Source organism: Goodfellowiella coeruleoviolacea (genome assembly GCF_024171785.1).
Taxonomy (GTDB): domain Bacteria; phylum Actinomycetota; class Actinomycetes; order Mycobacteriales; family Pseudonocardiaceae; genus Goodfellowiella; species Goodfellowiella coeruleoviolacea.
The window spans coordinates 1-17,038 of the sequence record NZ_JAMTCK010000016.1 but is presented as its reverse complement, the minus strand read 5'-3'; the positions used below and the strand labels follow the sequence as shown (position 1 = coordinate 17,038).

General features: G+C 70.3%; 21 protein-coding genes. 13 read left to right on the top strand and 8 right to left on the bottom strand.

Annotated elements, in window-relative coordinates; genetic code table 11:
- Positions 1 to 70 precede the first annotated feature (70 nt).
- Positions 71 to 475, bottom strand: coding sequence for a DUF5318 domain-containing protein (locus tag LX83_RS29240; protein WP_253777168.1), 405 nt, complete (start codon positions 473 to 475; stop codon positions 71 to 73).
- 188 nt (positions 476 to 663) lie between these two features.
- Here LX83_RS29240 and LX83_RS29235 point away from each other — a divergent pair, with 188 nt between their 5' ends.
- The 5 genes from LX83_RS29235 to LX83_RS29215 all read left to right on the top strand — a co-directional run bounded on the left by LX83_RS29235 (position 664) and on the right by LX83_RS29215 (position 5,463).
- Positions 664 to 1,221 carry a PadR family transcriptional regulator gene (locus LX83_RS29235; RefSeq protein ID WP_253777166.1) on the top strand — a complete coding sequence of 186 codons (558 nt, stop codon included), beginning with the start codon at positions 664 to 666 and terminating at the stop codon, positions 1,219 to 1,221.
- A gap of 64 nt (positions 1,222 to 1,285) precedes the next feature.
- Positions 1,286 to 2,377, top strand: coding sequence for an inositol-3-phosphate synthase (locus tag LX83_RS29230; RefSeq protein WP_253777165.1), 1,092 nt, complete (start codon positions 1,286 to 1,288; stop codon positions 2,375 to 2,377).
- Positions 2,378 to 2,514: 137 nt separating this feature from the next.
- Positions 2,515 to 3,801, top strand: a complete 1,287-nt coding sequence (locus LX83_RS29225) for a glycosyltransferase 87 family protein (RefSeq protein ID WP_253777163.1) — start codon at positions 2,515 to 2,517, stop codon at positions 3,799 to 3,801.
- Entirely contained in the window at positions 3,761 to 4,417 is a 657-nt protein-coding gene (locus tag LX83_RS29220) for a response regulator transcription factor (RefSeq protein ID WP_253777162.1), read from the top strand. Before LX83_RS29225 ends, LX83_RS29220 begins: the two co-directional genes overlap by 41 nt.
- 44 nt (positions 4,418 to 4,461) lie before the next feature.
- Positions 4,462 to 5,463 carry a sensor histidine kinase gene (locus tag LX83_RS29215; protein ID WP_253777160.1) on the top strand — a complete coding sequence of 334 codons (1,002 nt, stop codon included), beginning with the start codon at positions 4,462 to 4,464 and terminating at the stop codon, positions 5,461 to 5,463.
- Positions 5,464 to 5,466: 3 nt separating this feature from the next.
- On the opposite strand, the gene LX83_RS29210 is transcribed toward LX83_RS29215, so the two are convergent.
- Together LX83_RS29210 and LX83_RS29205 are read right to left on the bottom strand one after the other, a co-directional pair.
- Complete coding sequence (locus LX83_RS29210; RefSeq protein ID WP_253777158.1) at positions 5,467 to 5,814, bottom strand: hypothetical protein; 348 nt, start codon at positions 5,812 to 5,814, stop codon at positions 5,467 to 5,469.
- 246 nt (positions 5,815 to 6,060) lie between these two features.
- Positions 6,061 to 6,390 carry a TFIIB-type zinc ribbon-containing protein gene (locus LX83_RS29205; RefSeq protein ID WP_253777156.1) on the bottom strand — a complete coding sequence of 110 codons (330 nt, stop codon included), beginning with the start codon at positions 6,388 to 6,390 and terminating at the stop codon, positions 6,061 to 6,063.
- A gap of 172 nt (positions 6,391 to 6,562) precedes the next feature.
- Here LX83_RS29205 and LX83_RS29200 point away from each other — a divergent pair, with 172 nt between their 5' ends.
- The gene (locus LX83_RS29200; protein ID WP_253777154.1) at positions 6,563 to 7,261 is read left to right on the top strand and encodes a hypothetical protein; all 699 of its coding nucleotides are present in this window, start codon (positions 6,563 to 6,565) and stop codon (positions 7,259 to 7,261) included.
- Positions 7,262 to 7,311: 50 nt separating this feature from the next.
- Here LX83_RS29200 and LX83_RS29195 read toward each other — a convergent pair whose 3' ends face one another.
- Positions 7,312 to 8,070 carry an SDR family NAD(P)-dependent oxidoreductase gene (locus tag LX83_RS29195; RefSeq protein WP_253777152.1) on the bottom strand — a complete coding sequence of 253 codons (759 nt, stop codon included), beginning with the start codon at positions 8,068 to 8,070 and terminating at the stop codon, positions 7,312 to 7,314.
- A 1,062-nt stretch (positions 8,071 to 9,132) separates the two neighbouring features.
- On the opposite strand from LX83_RS29195, the gene LX83_RS29190 reads away from it, so the two are divergent.
- Positions 9,133 to 9,417, top strand: a complete 285-nt coding sequence (locus tag LX83_RS29190; protein WP_253777151.1) for a hypothetical protein — start codon at positions 9,133 to 9,135, stop codon at positions 9,415 to 9,417.
- 78 nt (positions 9,418 to 9,495) lie between these two features.
- Here the strand turns inward: LX83_RS29190 and LX83_RS29185 are convergent, their stop codons facing one another.
- Complete coding sequence (locus LX83_RS29185) at positions 9,496 to 10,152, bottom strand: HAD family hydrolase (protein WP_253777149.1); 657 nt, start codon at positions 10,150 to 10,152, stop codon at positions 9,496 to 9,498.
- Positions 10,153 to 10,373: 221 nt separating this feature from the next.
- Here LX83_RS29185 and LX83_RS29180 point away from each other — a divergent pair, with 221 nt between their 5' ends.
- The 4 genes from LX83_RS29180 to LX83_RS29165 all read left to right on the top strand — a co-directional run bounded on the left by LX83_RS29180 (position 10,374) and on the right by LX83_RS29165 (position 13,874).
- On the top strand, positions 10,374 to 11,591 hold the full coding sequence (locus LX83_RS29180) for an MFS transporter (protein WP_253777147.1): 1,218 nt from the start codon (positions 10,374 to 10,376) through the stop codon (positions 11,589 to 11,591).
- 132 nt (positions 11,592 to 11,723) lie between these two features.
- Positions 11,724 to 12,470 carry a TIGR03086 family metal-binding protein gene (locus LX83_RS29175; RefSeq protein WP_253777145.1) on the top strand — a complete coding sequence of 249 codons (747 nt, stop codon included), beginning with the start codon at positions 11,724 to 11,726 and terminating at the stop codon, positions 12,468 to 12,470.
- Between the two features lie 253 nt (positions 12,471 to 12,723).
- Positions 12,724 to 13,530 (top strand): EndoU domain-containing protein, encoded by an 807-nt coding sequence (locus LX83_RS29170; protein ID WP_253777143.1) that lies wholly within the window; start codon positions 12,724 to 12,726, stop codon positions 13,528 to 13,530.
- Complete coding sequence (locus LX83_RS29165; RefSeq protein ID WP_253777141.1) at positions 13,527 to 13,874, top strand: hypothetical protein; 348 nt, start codon at positions 13,527 to 13,529, stop codon at positions 13,872 to 13,874. The genes LX83_RS29170 and LX83_RS29165 overlap by 4 nt, the downstream gene beginning before the upstream one ends.
- 83 nt (positions 13,875 to 13,957) lie before the next feature.
- On the opposite strand, the gene LX83_RS29160 is transcribed toward LX83_RS29165, so the two are convergent.
- The 3 genes from LX83_RS29160 to LX83_RS29150 are packed head-to-tail and all read right to left on the bottom strand — an operon-like array spanning position 13,958 to position 16,097.
- The gene (locus tag LX83_RS29160; protein ID WP_301329136.1) at positions 13,958 to 14,881 is read right to left on the bottom strand and encodes a haloalkane dehalogenase; all 924 of its coding nucleotides are present in this window, start codon (positions 14,879 to 14,881) and stop codon (positions 13,958 to 13,960) included.
- The gene (locus tag LX83_RS29155; RefSeq protein WP_253777136.1) at positions 14,878 to 15,279 is read right to left on the bottom strand and encodes a pyridoxamine 5'-phosphate oxidase family protein; all 402 of its coding nucleotides are present in this window, start codon (positions 15,277 to 15,279) and stop codon (positions 14,878 to 14,880) included. Before LX83_RS29155 ends, LX83_RS29160 begins: the two co-directional genes overlap by 4 nt.
- Positions 15,276 to 16,097 carry an NAD(P)H-binding protein gene (locus tag LX83_RS29150; RefSeq protein WP_253777134.1) on the bottom strand — a complete coding sequence of 274 codons (822 nt, stop codon included), beginning with the start codon at positions 16,095 to 16,097 and terminating at the stop codon, positions 15,276 to 15,278. The genes LX83_RS29155 and LX83_RS29150 overlap by 4 nt, the downstream gene beginning before the upstream one ends.
- Positions 16,098 to 16,232: 135 nt before the next feature.
- On the opposite strand from LX83_RS29150, the gene LX83_RS29145 reads away from it, so the two are divergent.
- Both LX83_RS29145 and LX83_RS29140 read left to right on the top strand, forming a co-directional pair.
- Positions 16,233 to 16,631 (top strand): winged helix-turn-helix transcriptional regulator, encoded by a 399-nt coding sequence (locus LX83_RS29145; protein WP_253777131.1) that lies wholly within the window; start codon positions 16,233 to 16,235, stop codon positions 16,629 to 16,631.
- A gap of 207 nt (positions 16,632 to 16,838) precedes the next feature.
- Positions 16,839 to 17,038 (top strand): transposase domain-containing protein (locus tag LX83_RS29140; protein ID WP_253777129.1); only part of this gene is annotated, 200 nt, incomplete at its 3' end.

The following is a 17,038-nucleotide window of genomic DNA, read 5'->3' as shown; positions in this document are numbered from 1 at the left end:
CAAGGGCTCGCCGTTTGGTGGTCATCCGCCGCTAGTGTGTCGGGGTGCGGCGTCCGCAACCGAAACGGGGTCACTCGGCTGCGGTCCTCCTGCGCGGTTTGCCACTTCGCAAGCCACGCGTTCCCAGGACGTATGACTGCACCAGATGGTTCCAACTACAGGTGCGGCAAACCTCGACGACGTAGACGGAGAACTCCTCGAAGAGGGTTGCCATCCTGGCCAACTCCTCCACCGTGCGGGCCGAGCCCGCCGCGTGCTTGAGTTCGTCGCCGTACACCCAGGAGACGTGCGTGAGCGTTTCCTTGCGGCACACCGGGCACGTCACATTGCTCGGCTGGCCGTGGAACTTGGCAGCTCGCAGCAGGTATGGGTCGGCGTCGCAGACCTCCATCGTCCCGACCCGCCCGGAGTAGACCTCGGCGAGCAGCGCCCTGCGCTGCAACGCGTAGTCCACCACCTGACGTTGGGTCCGCACGCCCACCAGAGTACGTGGCACCCCCTGGGGGAGGCGCTGGGCCGTTCAGGGCAGCGTTCGGACTGCCTGGGTGATGACGCCACCATTGCTCGGTCACGTGTTCGAGATCGCATCCGCAAGAAGGGGACCGGATGTATCGGGCCGATATAATTTGCCGACCCAACAGTGCCTGTGCGGGGAGGTGACTCGTGCTTGAGTTCGCGATCCTCGGCCTGCTCCACGAGGCTCCGATGCACGGCTACGAGCTGCGCAAGCGACTGCACGAGCTGCTCGGTGCCTTCCGGGCGTTCTCCTACGGATCGCTGTACCCGACCCTGCGTCGGATGCAGCGGTGTGGGTTGATCGTCGAGGAGGAGACCGGGGGCGAGACCGACCGGACCGCGCGGTCCTGGGGTCGTCGGGCGCGCAGGGTCTACAAGCTCACCGGTGAGGGCAAGGAGCGGTTCGCCGCGATCCTGGCCGACGCCGGCCCGCAAACCTGGGACGACGACGCGTTCGGCATCCACATGGCGTTCTTCTCCCGCACCCCCGCCGAGGTCAGGATGCGCATCCTGGAGGGACGCAGGCGGCGGGTCGAGGAGCGCCGGGAGGGGTTGCGCGCGGCGCTGGCCAGGGCGGGCGAGCAGATCGACCGCTACACGCGGGAACTGCACCGGATGGGCTTGGAGAGCACCGAGCGCGAGGTGCGCTGGCTCAACGAGTTGATCGCGCACGAGCAGGCCGAGCAGCGGGAGCGGTCCGAGTGACGGCCGCCCGCGGACAACGTCACGCCAGGAAGAACCAGGCTCGAACCACAAGGAGGACCCCGGCATGGGCGAACAGCGCCGCAGCGTGCGCGTGGCCATCGTCGGCGTCGGCAACTGCGCCGCGTCACTGGTGCAGGGCGTTCAGTACTACCGGGACGCTGACCCGGCCACCTCGGTGCCCGGGTTGATGCACGTGCGATTCGGCGACTACCACGTCGGCGACGTGGAGTTCGTCGCGGCGTTCGACGTGGACGCCAAGAAGGTCGGCCGAGACCTGTCCGAGGCGATCGTGGCCAGCCAGAACAACACGATCAAGATCGCGGACGTGCCGCCGTTGGGCGTGACGGTGCAGCGCGGCCACACCCTGGACGGCCTGGGGCGGTTCTACCGGGAGACCATCGAGGAGGCCGAGGAGGAGCCGGTCGACGTGGTGGCCGCGCTGCGCGAGGCCGAGGCGGACGTGCTCGTCTGCTACCTGCCCGTCGGCTCCGAGGACGCCGCCAAGTTCTACGCGCAGTGCGCCATCGACGCCGGGGTGGCGTTCGTGAACGCGCTGCCGGTGTTCATCGCCTCCGACCCGGAGTGGGCGGAGAAGTTCCGCGCGGCCGGCGTGCCGATCGTGGGCGACGACATCAAGTCGCAGGTGGGCGCGACCATCACGCACCGGGTGCTGGCCAAGCTGTTCGAGGACCGCGGCGTGCAGCTGGACCGCACCATGCAGCTCAACGTGGGCGGGAACATGGACTTCCTGAACATGAAGGAGCTGGAGCGGCTGGAGTCCAAGAAGGTCTCCAAGACCCAGGCGGTCACGTCGCAGGTGGACCGCGACCTCGGCAAGCGCAACGTCCACATTGGACCGTCCGACTACGTGGAGTGGCTGGACGACCGCAAGTGGGCCTACGTCCGGCTGGAGGGCCGGGCCTTCGGTGACGTGCCGCTGAACCTGGAGTACAAGCTGGAGGTCTGGGACTCGCCCAACTCCGCGGGCATCATCATCGACGCGGTGCGCGCCGCCAAGATCGCCAAGGACCGCGGCATCGGCGGCCCGCTGCTGTCGCCGTCCTCGTACTTCATGAAGTCCCCGCCCGAGCAGTACTCCGACTCGGTGGCGCGGGACGCGGTGGAGCGGTTCATCCGCGGCGAGGTCGAGCGCTGACCAACCCGCGTTGACCCCGGGTGGCCGGCTGCACGCCAGCCGGCCACCCGCCGTTCCCGTCTCCGCGGCCACGGATAAGCGCGGGATAAGCATTTCCGCTTATCGGCCCGAGATGGCCGAGCCGGTTCACTTCCGGCGTGTTCCAACCACTGCGAGCGAAAACACGCACACCCTGGGAAAAGCGCCTTGTGCTGGCCGTCGCCGTCGGACTGGCCGTTGTGTCCGCCGCCTGGGTGCTCATCCGCTATCCGGGCGGTCAGGGAGATTTCGCGGTGTACCGGGCCGGGGCACGAATCGTGCTCGATGGCGGTGAGCTGTACCGGAATCCGGTGTGGAGTGATCTGAGGTTCACCTATCCACCATTCGCGGCTGTTCTGCTCGCACCGTTCGCACTCCTGTCATACGCGACAGGCAGCTGGCTGTTCACCGCCCTTTCGGTGGTGGCGCTCGGGTTGGCGTTGGCAGTGGTGTTCGCCGTGCTGAACCCGCCCGGTCACCGGCTGGCGTGGGTGGGTGCCGCGCTTCCGCTCGTGTTGTTGCTGGAGCCGGTGCGCAGCACCTTCGGCTATGGCCAGATCAACCTGCTGCTGATGGCCCTGGTCGCGGTGGACTGCCTGGTGCGCAGGCCGCGCTGGCCGCGCGGCGCGCTGGTGGGCATCGCCGCCGCGATCAAACTGACGCCGCTGGCCTTCGTGCTGTTCTTCCTGCTCAACCGGGACCGTCGGGCCGCGCTGACCAGCCTGGCCACCTTTGCCTGCGGCGCGCTCGTCGGCTGGTTGGCAACGCCGGCGAACTCGCTCGACTACTGGACCTCGGCGATCTTCGACACGCGCCGGATCGGCGCCCTCGACTACGTCGGGAACGAGTCGTTGCGGGGAGTGTTGGCGAAGGCGGGGATTCTTTCGCCGGCCATGCAGGTTTCGGTCTGGGCGGTGGGCTGCCTGGCGGTCGTCGCCGGCACCGCGGTCGGCATGCGGCGCGCTCTCCTGCGGAACCGGACCGGTGCGGCACTCGTGCTGAACGCACTCGCCGCCTTGCTGGTCTCACCCATTTCCTGGTCGCACCACTGGGTGTGGCTGGTGCCGGCCGTCCTGGTGTACGCGGATCTGGGAGTGCGCACCCGCCGGTGGACCTGTGGATGTCTTGCCGGTGCCGGTGTGCTGGTGATGTTCGTCTCCTCGTTGGACGGCGTGGGCGGGACGGTGCTCGGTGCGGGGGGTTATTTCTGGTTCGCGCTCGCTGTGCTGATCATTACCGCGTTCCCGATCCTGGAAAGAGCGGAACAGCCGCGTGGAGATCGCCAGCGCGATGGCGAAGACGCTTATCCGGTGCTTATCTCCAGTGCCGTTCAATGCTCGCGCGAGCTGAGGAGGGACGGGAAACGTGCGGGTGTTGGTGGCCGAGGACGAGGTGCTGATGGCTGACGCGCTCGCGGTCGGGCTGCGCCAGCTGTCCATGGCGGTGGACGTGTGCTACGACGGCGCCGCCGCACTGGAGCGGATCGGCGTCAACGCCTACGACGTGGTCGTGCTCGACCGGGACCTGCCCGAGGTGCACGGCGACCAGGTGTGCCGGGAGATACTCGCGCGAGGTGGCGTCACCAGGGTGCTGATGCTCACCGCGGCGGCCGGCGTCCGGGACCGGGTGGACGGGCTGGGGCTAGGCGCGGACGACTACCTCACCAAGCCCTTCGCCTTCGACGAACTGGCCGCCCGGGTGCAGGCGCTGGCCAGGCGGGCCCGGCCGGCGCTTCCCCCGGTGCTGGAGCGGGCGGGCATCGTGTTGGACGTGCCACGTCACCAGGCCAGCCGGGACGGACGGTTCCTCTCCTTGTCGCCCAAGGAGTTCGCCGTGCTGCACGTGCTGATGCGGGCTGAGGGCGCGGTGGTCAGCGCCGAGGAGTTGCTGGAGAAGGCATGGGACGAGCACGCCGATCCGTTCACCAACGCGGTCCGGGTGGCGGTGATGACGCTGCGCCGCAAACTGGGCGACCCACCCGTGGTCGAGACCGTGCCCGGCGCCGGTTACCGCATCGCCTGAGCTGGCCCCGCTCCCTGCGCGGTCGGATCACCCTGCTGTGCGGCGTGGTGTTCCTGCTGGGCTTGCTGCTCGGTGCGATGGCCTTCTCCGCCAGCTACTCCGGCCGCATCCTGAAAGGGCTGGAATTCATGGTCTGGAACTTCAGCCTGAATACGGAGTTCCAGTGGCGGCTGATGTGGTATGTCGTGTCGGCGGGAGTGGTCGTCATCCTGGTCAGCTGGCTGTTCGCCCGCCTGGCGCTGCGGCCGTTGGCCGTGATGGCCGAGACCGCTGGCCGGTTGGGGCCGCACCACCTCGGTGAGCGGCTGACCATGCCGCGCACCAGCCGGGAACTCGACGAACTCACCGCCGCGCTGAACGGGATGCTGGACCGGCTGGCCGCCGGGTTCGACAGTCAGAGCCGGTTCGCCGCCAACGCCTCGCACGAACTGCGCACCCCGCTGGCCGTGCAGCGCACCCTGGTGGAGGTGGCCATGCGCATGCCAGGGGCGAGCGAGGACGTGAAACGGCTGGGCACGCAGCTACTGCTCACCAACGAACGCAGCGAGCGGCTGATCGAGGGCCTGCTGGTGCTGGCCGAGAGCGACCGGGGGATCAACGGCCGGGTACCGGTGCGGCTGGACGAGGTGGCCGACCGGGTTGTCGCCGACCACGCCGAACTGGCCGCCGCGCACCAGGTCACCGTGACGCACGAGGGCGTCGACCGCACCGTGCCGGGTGATCCGGTGCTGCTGGAGCGGCTGGTCGCCAACCTCGTGCGGAACGCGATCCTCTACAACGAACCAGGCGGGTGGGTGCGGGTCGCCGTGTCGACCCAGCCGGCGCTGACCGTGGCCAACTCCGGACCCCACGTGCCGGCCGACGCGGTGACCAGGCTGTTCGACCCGTTCCGGCGCCTGCGGGCCGATCGCACCCACCACCAGGACGGTGCCGGCCTCGGGTTGTCGATCGTGCGGTCGATCGCCGGGGCGCACGACGGCGCGGTGACCGCGCGTCCGGGGAGTGAGGGCGGACTGGTGGTCGAGGTGGGCCTGCCTGGCGACTAGCGGTCAGTGGACCGGCTTGTTGTCAGCTGGCCGGCCGCTCGCCGGCTGTGCCTCGGCCGGCTGGGGTGGTGGGATCAGCTCGGCGAGTTCGTCCGCCTCGATGCGGAAGGTGAGCTGCTTGGCGCGTTCGCGCGGCGTCCACCCGTTGTCCAGGGCCCGGCGGATGACCTTGGCGACCAGGCCGGGGGTGACGGAGGTGCCGTGGTCGATCCAGGTGACCATCCGCTGTCCGGACCCCTCGTCCCGCTCCACCAGGATCGCCAGCCCGGGTTTGTCGTCCGGGTCCACGGTCCACCGGTACGGCTCGCCGTCGACAACAATGAGCTTGGTGCCCCTTTTGGCCAGCGCCATGGTTTTCTCCCCGGAATCGTGGTCGACGAATCGTGTTCGACAAGAAGGTCGGATCCGGCGCGGATAAAGCGTAGTGAGTTCTGGGTTCCGGGGAGCGCCGCCGAACGAGCGATGGTCCGGCCAGTGGCGGGGCCTGCCGTGGTCCGCCTGCCGTGGTCCGCCGGTCGCGGTGCCGGCGGACGTGGTCAACGGGGTGCGGTCAGCGGGATGTGCTGGTCGGGAGCTGGTCGACGCCCGGCGTGCGGGTCAGTCGAACAGCTCCTCCAGGAAGCTCCGGGGCCGCCGGTTCTCGTGGTGGTCGTAGTGGTGGTGGTCGGCGCGCTGGTGGTCGGCGCGGTACTGGCCGTGCTGCTGGTGGTCGTGGCCGTACCCGTGGTCGGACTGGTACGCCGGGGACGGGGTCGCGACCGGCGGCACGTAACGGGCGTTCCGCTCGGCGTGGGCGCGTTCGGCGGCCACGATCTGCTCCAGCTCACCCCGGTCGAGGAAGATGCCCCGGCAGCTCTCGCACTGCTCCAGGTGCACACCCTCCCGGTCGTAGGTGCGCATGGTGTTCTGGCACTTCGGACAGATCATGGCGGCGAGCGTAGTCAGTTCGGGTGGGCTGGGGTGAGCGGAACCACTAGGGTCGAACGAACGCTGCCGCACGGCGTGGCCGCCGCTTCGCGCCACCCGGACGGACGTGTCGGCCCGACGTGTCGGCTGCGGCCGTTGGGCAACGGACGGGGTCGGTGTGCAGGGGGATCACGTGACGCAGACCAACGGTTCGGAAACCAGGAGACCGGCTGACGACGGCGGTGCGGACAAGAAGGGCTTCTGGTCCGGCCTGACCGGGGTGCTCACCGCGCTGGCCACCCTGATCACCGCGATCGCCGGCCTGCTCGCGCTGTTCATCAGCGACCAGGGTTCGGCGAGCATCCCCGGTTCACCCACGGCCGCGGGTGAACCGGGGACCACGGCCGTGGCCGCCTCGGGCAGCACCGAGCCGGAAAGCACCCCCAGCCGCGGCCCGAGCACCACCGCCACCAGGACGAGCACTGCCGCGCCGACGACCACGACCACCAGCGGGCGCAACGGCGCGGTGCGCTGGAGCGGCGGTTACACCCTGGGCTTGGTCGGGATGGACGCCGACGCCGTGCCGCCCAGCCCGCCGGAGCGCGATCAGGACATGGACTTCTTCTACGCCAACGCCTTCAACGACACCGTCCACCGGTACCAGGCGGCGGCGTTGGGCAGGCTGAGCGGCACGGCCGAGCCGACGATCGACGACTGCGCCACCGCCGTTGCCACGCACTCGGTCGACAGCGTCGAACTCAAGAAGGACTCGGTGTTCTGCTTCGCGTCCAAGGAGAACCGGCTGGGGTTCGCCCGGGTGGTCGGCTTCGACGAGACCAACTTCAACCCGACCGTCGAGCTGGCCGTGACCATCTGGGAAACCACGGGCTGACGTCGGGGCGTGCTCGGCCCCCGTGCCGTCGCCGCCCGGAACGACGGTGCTCAGCGCTTGCTGAGTCGCAGCGACTGCCAGGAGCCGTCCGCGGTCCAGCCGCCGTCGACGGGCAGCGCCACCCCGTTGATGAAGCCGCTGCGGGTGGGGTCGGCGAGGAAGGCAACGGCCTGGGCGATGTCGTCGGGCGTGGCGAACCGGGCCGAGGGGACGTGGTCGATGATGTCGGCGTCGGTGTAGCTGCCACCGGCCTGGTCGGCGGCGTCCATCTCGGTCTTGACCCAGCCGGGGCAGACCGCGTTCACCCGCACCCCGCGGCCGCCCCACTCCACGGCGAGCGTCCTGGTGAGCCCGATCAGACCGTGCTTGCTGGCGTTGTAGGCGGCCCGGTCGGCCACCCCGCTCAGGCCGGCGACCGAGGCGATGTTCACGATCGACCCGCTGCCGGCGGCCAGCATGGCCCGGCCGAACTCGCGGCACAGCAGGAACGGCCCGGTCAGGTTGACGTCGAGAACGCGGCGCCACTGCTCGGGCTCGGTGTCCTCGGCCGGCACGATGAACGAGATGCCGGCGTTGTTCACCAGCACGTCCACCCGGCCGAACCGGTCCCGCACCTGCTCGGCCAGTGCCGCGACATCGGCCTGCGCGGACACGTCGCCGGCCACCGCCAGACCGCCGTCCGGCGCGTCGACCTCCTGTCGGTCGAACACCACGACCGCGTACCCCTCGGCCCGCAGTGCCTCGACCACGCGCCTGCCGATGCCCTGTGCCGCGCCGGTCACCACCGCGACTCGCTGTGCTGTTGCCATGCGGCAGAGCCTAGGTCAGCGTGCTGCCACGCTCCTGCCGCGACGACACCCGGAGACCACGCAGTGACCAGGGCCGCAGCTGGCCGACCGCGGGCAGCCGGCTGGCCCCGGGGTGGCGTTCGCGCGGTGCCAGGGCAGTCCCCCACCCACCCGGGGGGCGACCCCAGGTCAAGCCTATCGACCACCCCGGCCGAAATCAGGCCCACGATCAGCGGCTGTGGATAACTCACCGGCCTGTGGACAACTCGGTGCGCGGTCACATTCGTGCTGATCGGTCGGCGCACCCCACTGACCTGGCCCTTTCCCCTGCCGGCGCGCGCCAGCGAGCGGCGAACGCACCACAGCGCAGCATCGGGTAGGGCCATTCGGGTGACCAGGAGCGACCAGTGAGCGCGACGGCGCGGGGCCCGCACAACCACCGCCGCGCGTCGGCCGCCCAGTGCGGTGCCCCGCACCCGCGCGCCGGATCCGCACAAGTCGTGCCGCCCCAACCGGAATTCAACTGGGCCCCGGGTGTGCATTCCTGAATTCGTCCAACCCGCCGCCGGTCAATGGTCGCAAAGGATTTTTACCGCAGTTCGTCGTCGCGGTTCGGGTCGTCTTGTCCGGTGAAATCGGCACCGATTCGCCGTCGCTCAAACGAGGTGGTGACGAGGAAACCACCCGGTGGGCTGGGTGGTGGCGGTCCAACGCGACGGAGCTGCCTCCGGGCCGTGGTCCGCGCGCGTTGGCCCGCTTGTTGGCGCAGGCCGGCCGGGTGGCACTTGGTGATCTGGTAACTCTTCTTGTGTTGACAAAGACAACGACCAACGGGCTGGCGGTTCTGAAAGCGGCTCGCGTTCCCGACCGGTGGCTCACACTTTCGAGTGAACTTTGGAACCGGCGCCGTGTCGCTGGCTTCCATCATCTGCTGAAACGGCAGCTTGTGCCGATGTCCTCACGCGGCGGGATACTGAAGTCAGCCCCTGATCTGCTACGAAAAGGCACCGAAATCACGGGCGGACGGCAGGAACGCCGTATTCCCGTGTGCAGTGGCGCAACCTGTTTTCCGGAGAAGCGGCGATGATCGAAGAGCCCGAAGCTGAGCACGTCTGGTGGAAGTCCACCCGAGATGGCCTGTGTCATGCCGTTTCGCTCGACCAGGCCAAGGGGACCAGGGACGGCATGTACGACGCGGCCTGCACCAAGGTGCTCACCGAGAGCACGACCGACAAGCGCGACTTCCCGGACGCCGAGCGCTGCCCGTACTGCCTGTCGGCGATGGGGGAGAAACTCGTCGCCGTGGCCCTGGCCCTGGTGATGTGCGTGGCCAACGGGCTGCGACCCGGTGGCCGGCCAACCCGGTAGTCGGCCGCCGGGCCGCTGGCCGCCCGCCACGCGGACAGCCGGCGCAGGCCACGCTGCCGGTGCGGCCAGCGCGGTCGGTCAGGCTTGGCCGGCCAGGGCGGCGGGCAGGTCGGCCACGCTGTTGAGCACGGCGGTGGCCTGGGCCAGCACCTCCGGGTCGGGTGGGAAGTGCGGGTTGGGCACGGCGAACACGGTCATGCCGGCGGCGAGCGCGGCGCGCAGGCCGTTGGTGGAGTCCTCCACGGCCGCGCACGCCTCGGCCGCCACCCCCAGCCGCCGCGCCGCCAGCAGGTACACGTCCGGGGCTGGTTTGCCCGCCCCGGCCTGTTCGCTGGACACCGCTGTGCGCACGACCTCCTCCAGGCCGGTGGCCGACAGGAACGCGCTGATCAGCACCGGTGGTGACGAGCTGGCAATGGCCACCGGGTGGTCGGCGGCCACCGCCCGGACCGCGGCGACCGCGCCGGGCAGCACCGGCGGGCCGGCCGCGTACCCGCGGGCCATCTCCTCGATCACGGTGCTGGCGGCCTGGTCCGGGGTGAGGGCCACGCCCAGGTCGGCGACCAGGTAGTTGGCCCACTCCGGCGTGCTCATGCCGAGCATGGCCGTGGTCGCCTCGTCCGTCCAGCGCCCGCCGTTGTCCGCGACGACCCGGCGGCGCACCCGGTCCCACTGCTGCTCGGAGTCCACGAGCACGCCGTCGAGGTCGAAGATCACTGCCACAGGTTCAGCCACGGGGCCGAGGTTACGTGCCGGTGGCGCGCAGCGGCCGGAAGAACTCGCGCCGCTGATCTCCCGGCCAGCGCCTTCGCCAACATCACGCAGCGCTGTCTGATCGTCACGTTCCTGTGAGGGGTGTTACTTAGCTTTACGAAGAAAAAACGATTAGTATTGCTAACTGAGTTCGAGGCGGTGGTCACCTCGACCCGAAATCGCAGAAGAAGGAATGCCACGCGATGAGCGCTGACGCACACCCCAAGCTGCTCGACGCGATCAAGGGCCAGCCCAAGCAGGTCTGGATCACGGCGTTCGCCGCGGTGATCGCGTTCATGGGGATCGGCCTGGTCGATCCCATCCTCCAGTCCATCGCGCAGGGCCTGAACGCCACGCCGTCCCAGGTCACCCTGCTGTTCTCCTCCTACCTGGGCGTCCAGGTGGTCGCCATGCTGGTCACCGGAGCCGCCAGCGCCCGGTTCGGCGCCAAGCGCACGGTCATCACCGGCCTGGTGCTGATCGTGATCGCCACCCTGCTGTGCGCGGCGGCCGGCACCATCGGCCAACTCGTCGGTCTGCGCGCGCTGTGGGGGCTGGGCAACGCCTTCTTCATCGCCACCGCCCTGTCGGTGATCGTGGGCGCGGCCACCGGCGGGCAGAAGGGCGCCATCCTGCTCTACGAGGCCGCGCTCGGCCTCGGCCTCTCGGTCGGTCCGCTGCTCGGGGCCCTGCTCGGCAGCATCTCCTGGCGCGGCCCGTTCCTGGGCACCGCCGTGCTGATGGCCGTGGCCCTGGTGCTCTGCGCGGTGTTCCTCAACTCCGACGCGCGCGAGGCCCGGGCCAGGGTCCGCATCGCCGACCCGCTGCGCGCGCTCGGTCACGGCGGCCTGCTGCGCACCGCGCTGGGCTCGGCCCTCTACACCGCGGCGTTCTTCACCGTGCTCGCCTGGACCCCGTTCGTGCTCAACTACACCGCCGTGCAGGTCGGGCTGATCTTCTTCGGCTGGGGCGTGTGCGTGGCCGTGGCCGGCGTGGTGCTGGCCCCCAAGCTGGCCGGCCGGCTCGGTGAGCGGCACGCCACCGTGGTGTCGGTGATCGGCTACGCCGTGCTGATGGCCGTGCTCGCGGTGCCCAGCAAGCCGGTGCTGGTCGTCGCGGTGATCGTCAGCGGCGTGGTGTCCGGCCTGCTCAACACGCTGTTCACCGGCACGGCCATGAGCATCAGCCCGGCCCCGCGCCAGGTGGCCAGCGCCGGCTACAACTTCTGCCGGTGGCTGGGCGGCGCCGCCGCCGCGACCCTGGTCGGTCACCTGGCCGAGTGGTTCGGTTCGGCGCACGCGCCGTTCGTGGTCGCCGCGGTGCTGTGCGTGGTGGCCGCGGGCCTGCTGGCCGTCCCGGCCAAGCAGCCCGACCCGCGCACCGTGCCCGCCACCGCCGCCCTGGTCGGCGAGGAACTCTAGGGCGCTGCCGCACCCCGTCGGTGTGGGCGCGCCAGGCCGCCGCCACCAGGCACGTGGGCCCCGCGCCGCCGCGGCCCACCAGCGCCCACACCGCATCCGATCTCGTCGGACCCGGGGGCTAGATTCGGCGTCATGGTGGATATTTGCGCGCTCGACAAGCGCGCACTGGACGTCGCGCTCTCGGTCATCAACCGCGTGGACGCCAGCCAGCTCAATGCGCCCACCCCGTGCGCGAAGTGGTCCCTGCGCCAACTGCTCGCCCACATGATCGGCCAGAACCACGGCATCGCCGCCGTCGCCAGGGGCGAGACCAAGGACCGCGGTGTCTGGGCCGCCCGTCCGGTCGGCAGCGACCCGGCCGGCCAGTTCGCCGAGTCGGCCGCGCTGGTGGACGTGGCCTTCGCCGAGGACGGCGTGCTGGAACGGGGTTTCTGGCTGCCGGAGATCCTCGACGGCGGGCTGTTCCCGGCGCCCATGGCGATCACCACGCACGTGATGGACTACGTGGTGCACACCTGGGACGTGGCCCGCGCCATCGGCATCCAGCCGCTGTTCGACGGACCGGACGACGCTGAACTGCTCAGCACCGTGCTGGCCACCGCGCGCCGGGTGCCGGACGGGCCCGGCCGGCAGCGGGACAACTCCGCGTTCCGCCCCTGCCTGGAGGTCGCCCCGGACGCGCCCGTCCTCGACCAGATCGTCGCCCGGCTCGGCCGGTCGCCGCAGTGGCCGGCCCGGCCGCCCCAGCAGCACTGGGCGGACAACGGGTTCGCGGCGCCCCCCGCCGGCGGCTCCACCGGTATCCCGGCCGGCAGCCCCACCGGTCGCCCGGCCGGTGGCCCGACCGGCGCTGTGCCCGTGGCCCAGCGGTCGGGGTAACCAGCCAGGGCGGTCCTGGCCCGCTGTCCGCCGTGGCCACCTCCCCGGCGGCCGCGCTGGCGGGCACCCGCCGTTCCACCGCCGGTCGGGAAACAGCGACCGGCGCGGACAATTCATTCCGGCCTTTCTCGCGGTCACGGAAATTCTTCACCGGCGCATTGGCGTGCTCGGTCACCGCCGCGATTTCCACCAATCCCCGATCAGTAGACTGCCGCCGAGTCAGCCAGGGAGGGGGCGGACTTGGGGGTGGGAATTGCCCGGCCAATCGTCGCTGTTCCAACAGATCGCGGACGTGTGCGCGTGCGCGGTCGATCTCGTCGGACAGATCGAACACCTGCTCGGAAACGTGCTCGACCTGGTCAACGAGATCGTGCTGCTGCTCACCAGCGCGAGCCAGGGCACCCGGCAGAGCGATGTCGACACCGCCATCGCCCGGTTCTGCCACGCCCAGGAGCGGATGCCCGCCCTGCTGGCGTGCTGCCGCACCGGCACCCAGTACGTGGAGCGGTGGATCAACCGCGCGCTGGGCATGACCCTGACCGGCCAGCCGGTGTACCCGCTGCCCGCCGACGTGCCCGTGCCAGCGCCGTTCGCGCTGCCCAAGTACCCCCTGCTGCCCAGGCTGGACCGGCACCTGTTCCAGGGACACCGCCGCGGCTGGCTGCTCACCGGACTCCACCACGTGCAGGACGGAATGCTGCCCGACGGCATTCGCCTGGAGCGGAGGTCGGTGAGCGATTCCAACGGCGTGTACGCGGCGGAGGCACGGCGGTTGTTGCCGAACGGGCGAATCATTGAAAAGCGCTTCGCGACTTTCTTCCCGGAACACTGGGAACGCGAGGAAGTGGCGCACGCCATTCGGGTGGCGTTCAGTTGCCGACGCCGTCCCACTCCCCGCGGCGAACAGGACTCGCTGCCCAGGGCGGCGTGGGAGGGATACTATCGGGATGTGTTGATCCGGGGTTATGTCTCGCCCGGAATGGATGCCATGACCGCCACCTTCGCCGACGTCCGAACGGCATGGCCGGTGGGTGGGTCGTCCGAAGGGAGTGGACGGTGAACATCCAGTTCGAGCGCCGCCCGGACGGAGGTGTCTCGGTCAACGTCGACACGAGCGCCAATCCCCAGGCCCGCGTTGTCTACGACCTGCTCCGGGACAGCGAGCAGCGGCTGGACCTGCTCGCGCTCGGCGCGGAGGAGGCGCGGCACCCGGAGTTGACCACCACGGACGACTACCCGTTCTGGTCGGGCAACGAGACCGTTGCCCAGGTCCTGCCCGAGCACGTGGTGATCGAGAACCTCTGGACCGAGGAGAAGCTCTTCCTCAGCCACGCCGACTACATCGCCTTCGTCGAGGGCTACCTGACGGCGTTGGCCCCCGAACAGGCCTCGGGCCCGGCCTGACCCGAAGCAGCTCCCCCTCCCCTGTTGGCTCCAGCCGTCGGTTCCACCCGATCCCCGGTTGCCGCCCGGCGCGGGTTCCCGGCTCAGCGCAGCTCGTGCTTGTCGGCCCAGGCCGCGATGGACGCGGCGATCGCCTCGGGGTGGTCCTCCGGAGCGTGGTGTCCGGCCAGTCCGTGCCGGTCGATCTGCAGGCCGGCGATGTTGGCGGCACACCAGTCGACCAGCTCCGGGCCCATCATGGCGCCCGGCCCCGGCTCGAACGCCAGCAGCAGCTTGGGCACGTCGGCACTGGTCGCCAACCACCTGTCGTACGCCTCGATCCGCTCGACCACCTCGGCCGGCTCCCCGCCCAGCGGCATCGACCGCGTCCACTGGAGCATGGGTCGCCGGCTCTCCCGCGTCGGGTACGGCTGGCGGTAGGCGGCGATGTCCTCCTGGCTGAGCGGGGTGAGCACGGTGCCGGGCAGCCCCTCGATGAACGCGTTGTCGTCCAGGATCATCGCCTCGCCCACGCCCGGGGTCTTGAGCGCCTGGAACAGTTCCCGGCCGGCCGCTGGGAACTCCTGCCAGGACATGGGTTTCACGATCGTCTCCAGGAACGCGATGCCCCGCACCCGGTCCGGGTGGCGGGCGGCCCAGTCGAAGGCGAGCGCGCCACCCCAGTCGTGGCCGACCAGCACGACGCTGTCCAGTTCGAGCGCGTCGAACCAGGCGTCCAGGTAGCGGGCGTGGTCGGCGAAGGTGTAGTCGATGTCCGGCTTGCCCGAGTCGCCCATGCCGATCAGGTCGGGCGCCAGCCGGCGGCCCGGATCGCCGACGGCCGGCATGATGTGCCGCCACAGGTGGGACGACGTGGGGTTGCCGTGCAGGAAGACCATGGGCGCGCCGGCGCCGATCTCCCGGTGGGACATGGTCGAGTCGAGGACGTTCACGATGGGCATGACAGTGCTCTCCGTCTTGGGTGTGGTGGGTGTTCCTGCTTGGTGCGCGGGGCTTTCCGGGCTCAGCTGTTGAGGCGCAGCACCCGGTCGACCGCGATCTCGATCACGACGCGGTCCGGTGAGTTGGGTGCTGGTGCGGCGTAGCGCCGGGCGTAGCGGCGTGCTGCGTCGGCGACCCGCACCGGGTCGGTGGACACCGTGGCCGGGCCTTCGAGGGTGACCCAGCGGAAGCCGGCCACCTGGCAGAGCGCGGCCCGGCTGCCCGGCTGGGCCAGCAGGTTGCGGGCCTTGCGGGACGAGGCGACGGTCAGCACGCGGGCCAGCCCGGCGCGCTCGTCCCAGGTGAACCGGACGGCCACCACGTGCGGCGAACCGTCCGGCCGGAACGTGGTCAGGGTCGCCAGGTGCGGTTCGGCCAGGAAGGCCAGGGTCGAACCGGACACCGCCAGGCGTTTCCGGCTCACCGGAAAGCCTCGGCGTTGCGCTCGGCCCAGTCGGCGAAGCCGCGCGGTGCCCGCCCGAGGACCCGCGCCACGTCCGGGCTCACCCGCTGCTCGGCGGGCAGCGGCTCGCCCAGGATCGCCAGGGTGCCGGCCACCACGGGCTCGGGCATGAACTGGAGCAGCTGCGCGCGTGCCTCGTCGCGGGTCTGCTCGACGAACCGCAGCGGCGTGCCCAGCGCGGCACCGATGGCCGCGGCCCGCTGACGCGGTGTGGTCGGCTCCGGCCCGGTGAGTTCGTAGGTCTGGCCGGCGTGCCCGTCCTGGCGCAGCACCGCGGCCGCGACCTCGGCGATGTCCGCCGGGTCGATGGTGGGCAGGCCGACGTCGCCGAACGGCGCGCGCACCACCCGCTCGGCGCGGATCGTGGGCGCCCAGGCGAACGCGTTGGTGTTGAAGCCACCCGGCCGCAGCACCGTCCACTCCAGACCGGACTGCCGGACGGCGTCCTCGAAGGAGCGCGGGTGCCGGTAGTCGGCCGGGCGGGTGCCGGCGCCCTGGGAGGACAGCAGCACGATCCGGCGCACGCCGCCGGCCTTGGCCGCGTCCAGGACGGCGTGCGGGTCGTCCCCGGCGACCATGAGGAACAGCGCGTCCGCGCCGTCGAGCACCGGCCGCAGGCTCTCCGGCTCGGCCAGGTCGGCCTGCCGGTGCCGTACGCCGGCGGGCACGCCCCCGTCGGGCGGTCGGCGGGACACCGCCGTGACCTGTTCGCCCGCCGCGGCCAGGGTCTGGGTGAGCGCCCGACCCACGTTGCCGGTAGCTCCGGTTATCACGACCATCGTTTGCTCCCGTGTTCGTTTCCGCTGGTCGAAGCGGTGTTTTGGGTTGACGGGAGAACGCTAACAGCCTGGATATAGTAGGTACCTAGAGGAAAGTGGCTACCTTTTTCGGACGTGGACGGTGGAGGGAACGACATGGCTGGCAACTCGACCAGGACGACGCCCACAGCGGTTGACCCGGAGCAGGCCTGCCCGGTGTCGCCCGTGGTCGACATCGTGTTCAGCCGGTGGACCACGCCCATCCTGTGGGCGCTGCACGAGTTCGGCCGCCAGCGGTTCGTGGAGCTGGAGCGGCGGATCACCACGATCACGCCCAAGGTGTTGACCCAGCGGCTGCGCCAGCTGGAGCGCGACGGCCTGGTGGTGCGGCGCTACTACCCGGAGGTGCCGCCCCGGGTGGAGTACGAGATCAGCGAGCTGGGGCTCAGTCTGGCCCCGCTGTTCGCCGCCCTGGCCGAGTGGTCCAGCGAGAACCTGCCCAAGGTCGAACAGGCCCGCCAGCACTACGACACCCGCCCCACCCGCGCGAGTTGACTTTGCAAACCTCGCGAGTTGCACGTTCCGCGTGCGCGAGTCATGTTTGCAAACCAATGCCGGGAAGTTAGGTGTTGGTGGCCGGCGTCAAGAGGTGGTGGGCGAGGTGCGTCTGAGGGGGTTGAAAAGCAGACAACGGAGTTCCTGTAGAACGAGTGTCGACCAAGATCACTCTGTTCGGGAACTCCGTTGCCATACCAGTCTGTCATGCCCCACACCCCACCGGACAGCGCCGGGGTGTTCGCCCCGGGACACCTGGGTGAACTCACCCAGCTCGTCACTCCCGCCCTGGTCGACCAGGTACTGTCGCTGACCCGCCGAACCCAACAGCGCGTCCGCATGCTGCCCGCCCGGGTCATGGTGTACTTCGTGCTGGCCATGGCCCTGTTCCCCAGACAGGGCTACCG

What these genes read in the sequence shown, in the direction of transcription:
- LX83_RS29190 (WP_253777151.1), top strand. Translation starts at nt 9,133, where the DNA reads ATGATCGAAGAGCCCGAAGCTGAGCACGTCTGGTGGAAGTCCACCCGA.
- LX83_RS29175 (WP_253777145.1), top strand. Translation starts at nt 11,724, where the DNA reads ATGGTGGATATTTGCGCGCTCGACAAGCGCGCACTGGACGTCGCGCTC.
- LX83_RS29180 (WP_253777147.1), top strand. Translation starts at nt 10,374, where the DNA reads ATGAGCGCTGACGCACACCCCAAGCTGCTCGACGCGATCAAGGGCCAG.
- LX83_RS29145 (WP_253777131.1), top strand. Translation starts at nt 16,233, where the DNA reads ATGGCTGGCAACTCGACCAGGACGACGCCCACAGCGGTTGACCCGGAG.
- LX83_RS29210 (WP_253777158.1), bottom strand. Translation starts at nt 5,814, where the DNA reads ATGGCGCTGGCCAAAAGGGGCACCAAGCTCATTGTTGTCGACGGCGAG.
- LX83_RS29150 (WP_253777134.1), bottom strand. Translation starts at nt 16,097, where the DNA reads ATGGTCGTGATAACCGGAGCTACCGGCAACGTGGGTCGGGCGCTCACC.
- LX83_RS29205 (WP_253777156.1), bottom strand. Translation starts at nt 6,390, where the DNA reads ATGATCTGTCCGAAGTGCCAGAACACCATGCGCACCTACGACCGGGAG.
- LX83_RS29230 (WP_253777165.1), top strand. Translation starts at nt 1,286, where the DNA reads ATGGGCGAACAGCGCCGCAGCGTGCGCGTGGCCATCGTCGGCGTCGGC.
- LX83_RS29195 (WP_253777152.1), bottom strand. Translation starts at nt 8,070, where the DNA reads ATGGCAACAGCACAGCGAGTCGCGGTGGTGACCGGCGCGGCACAGGGC.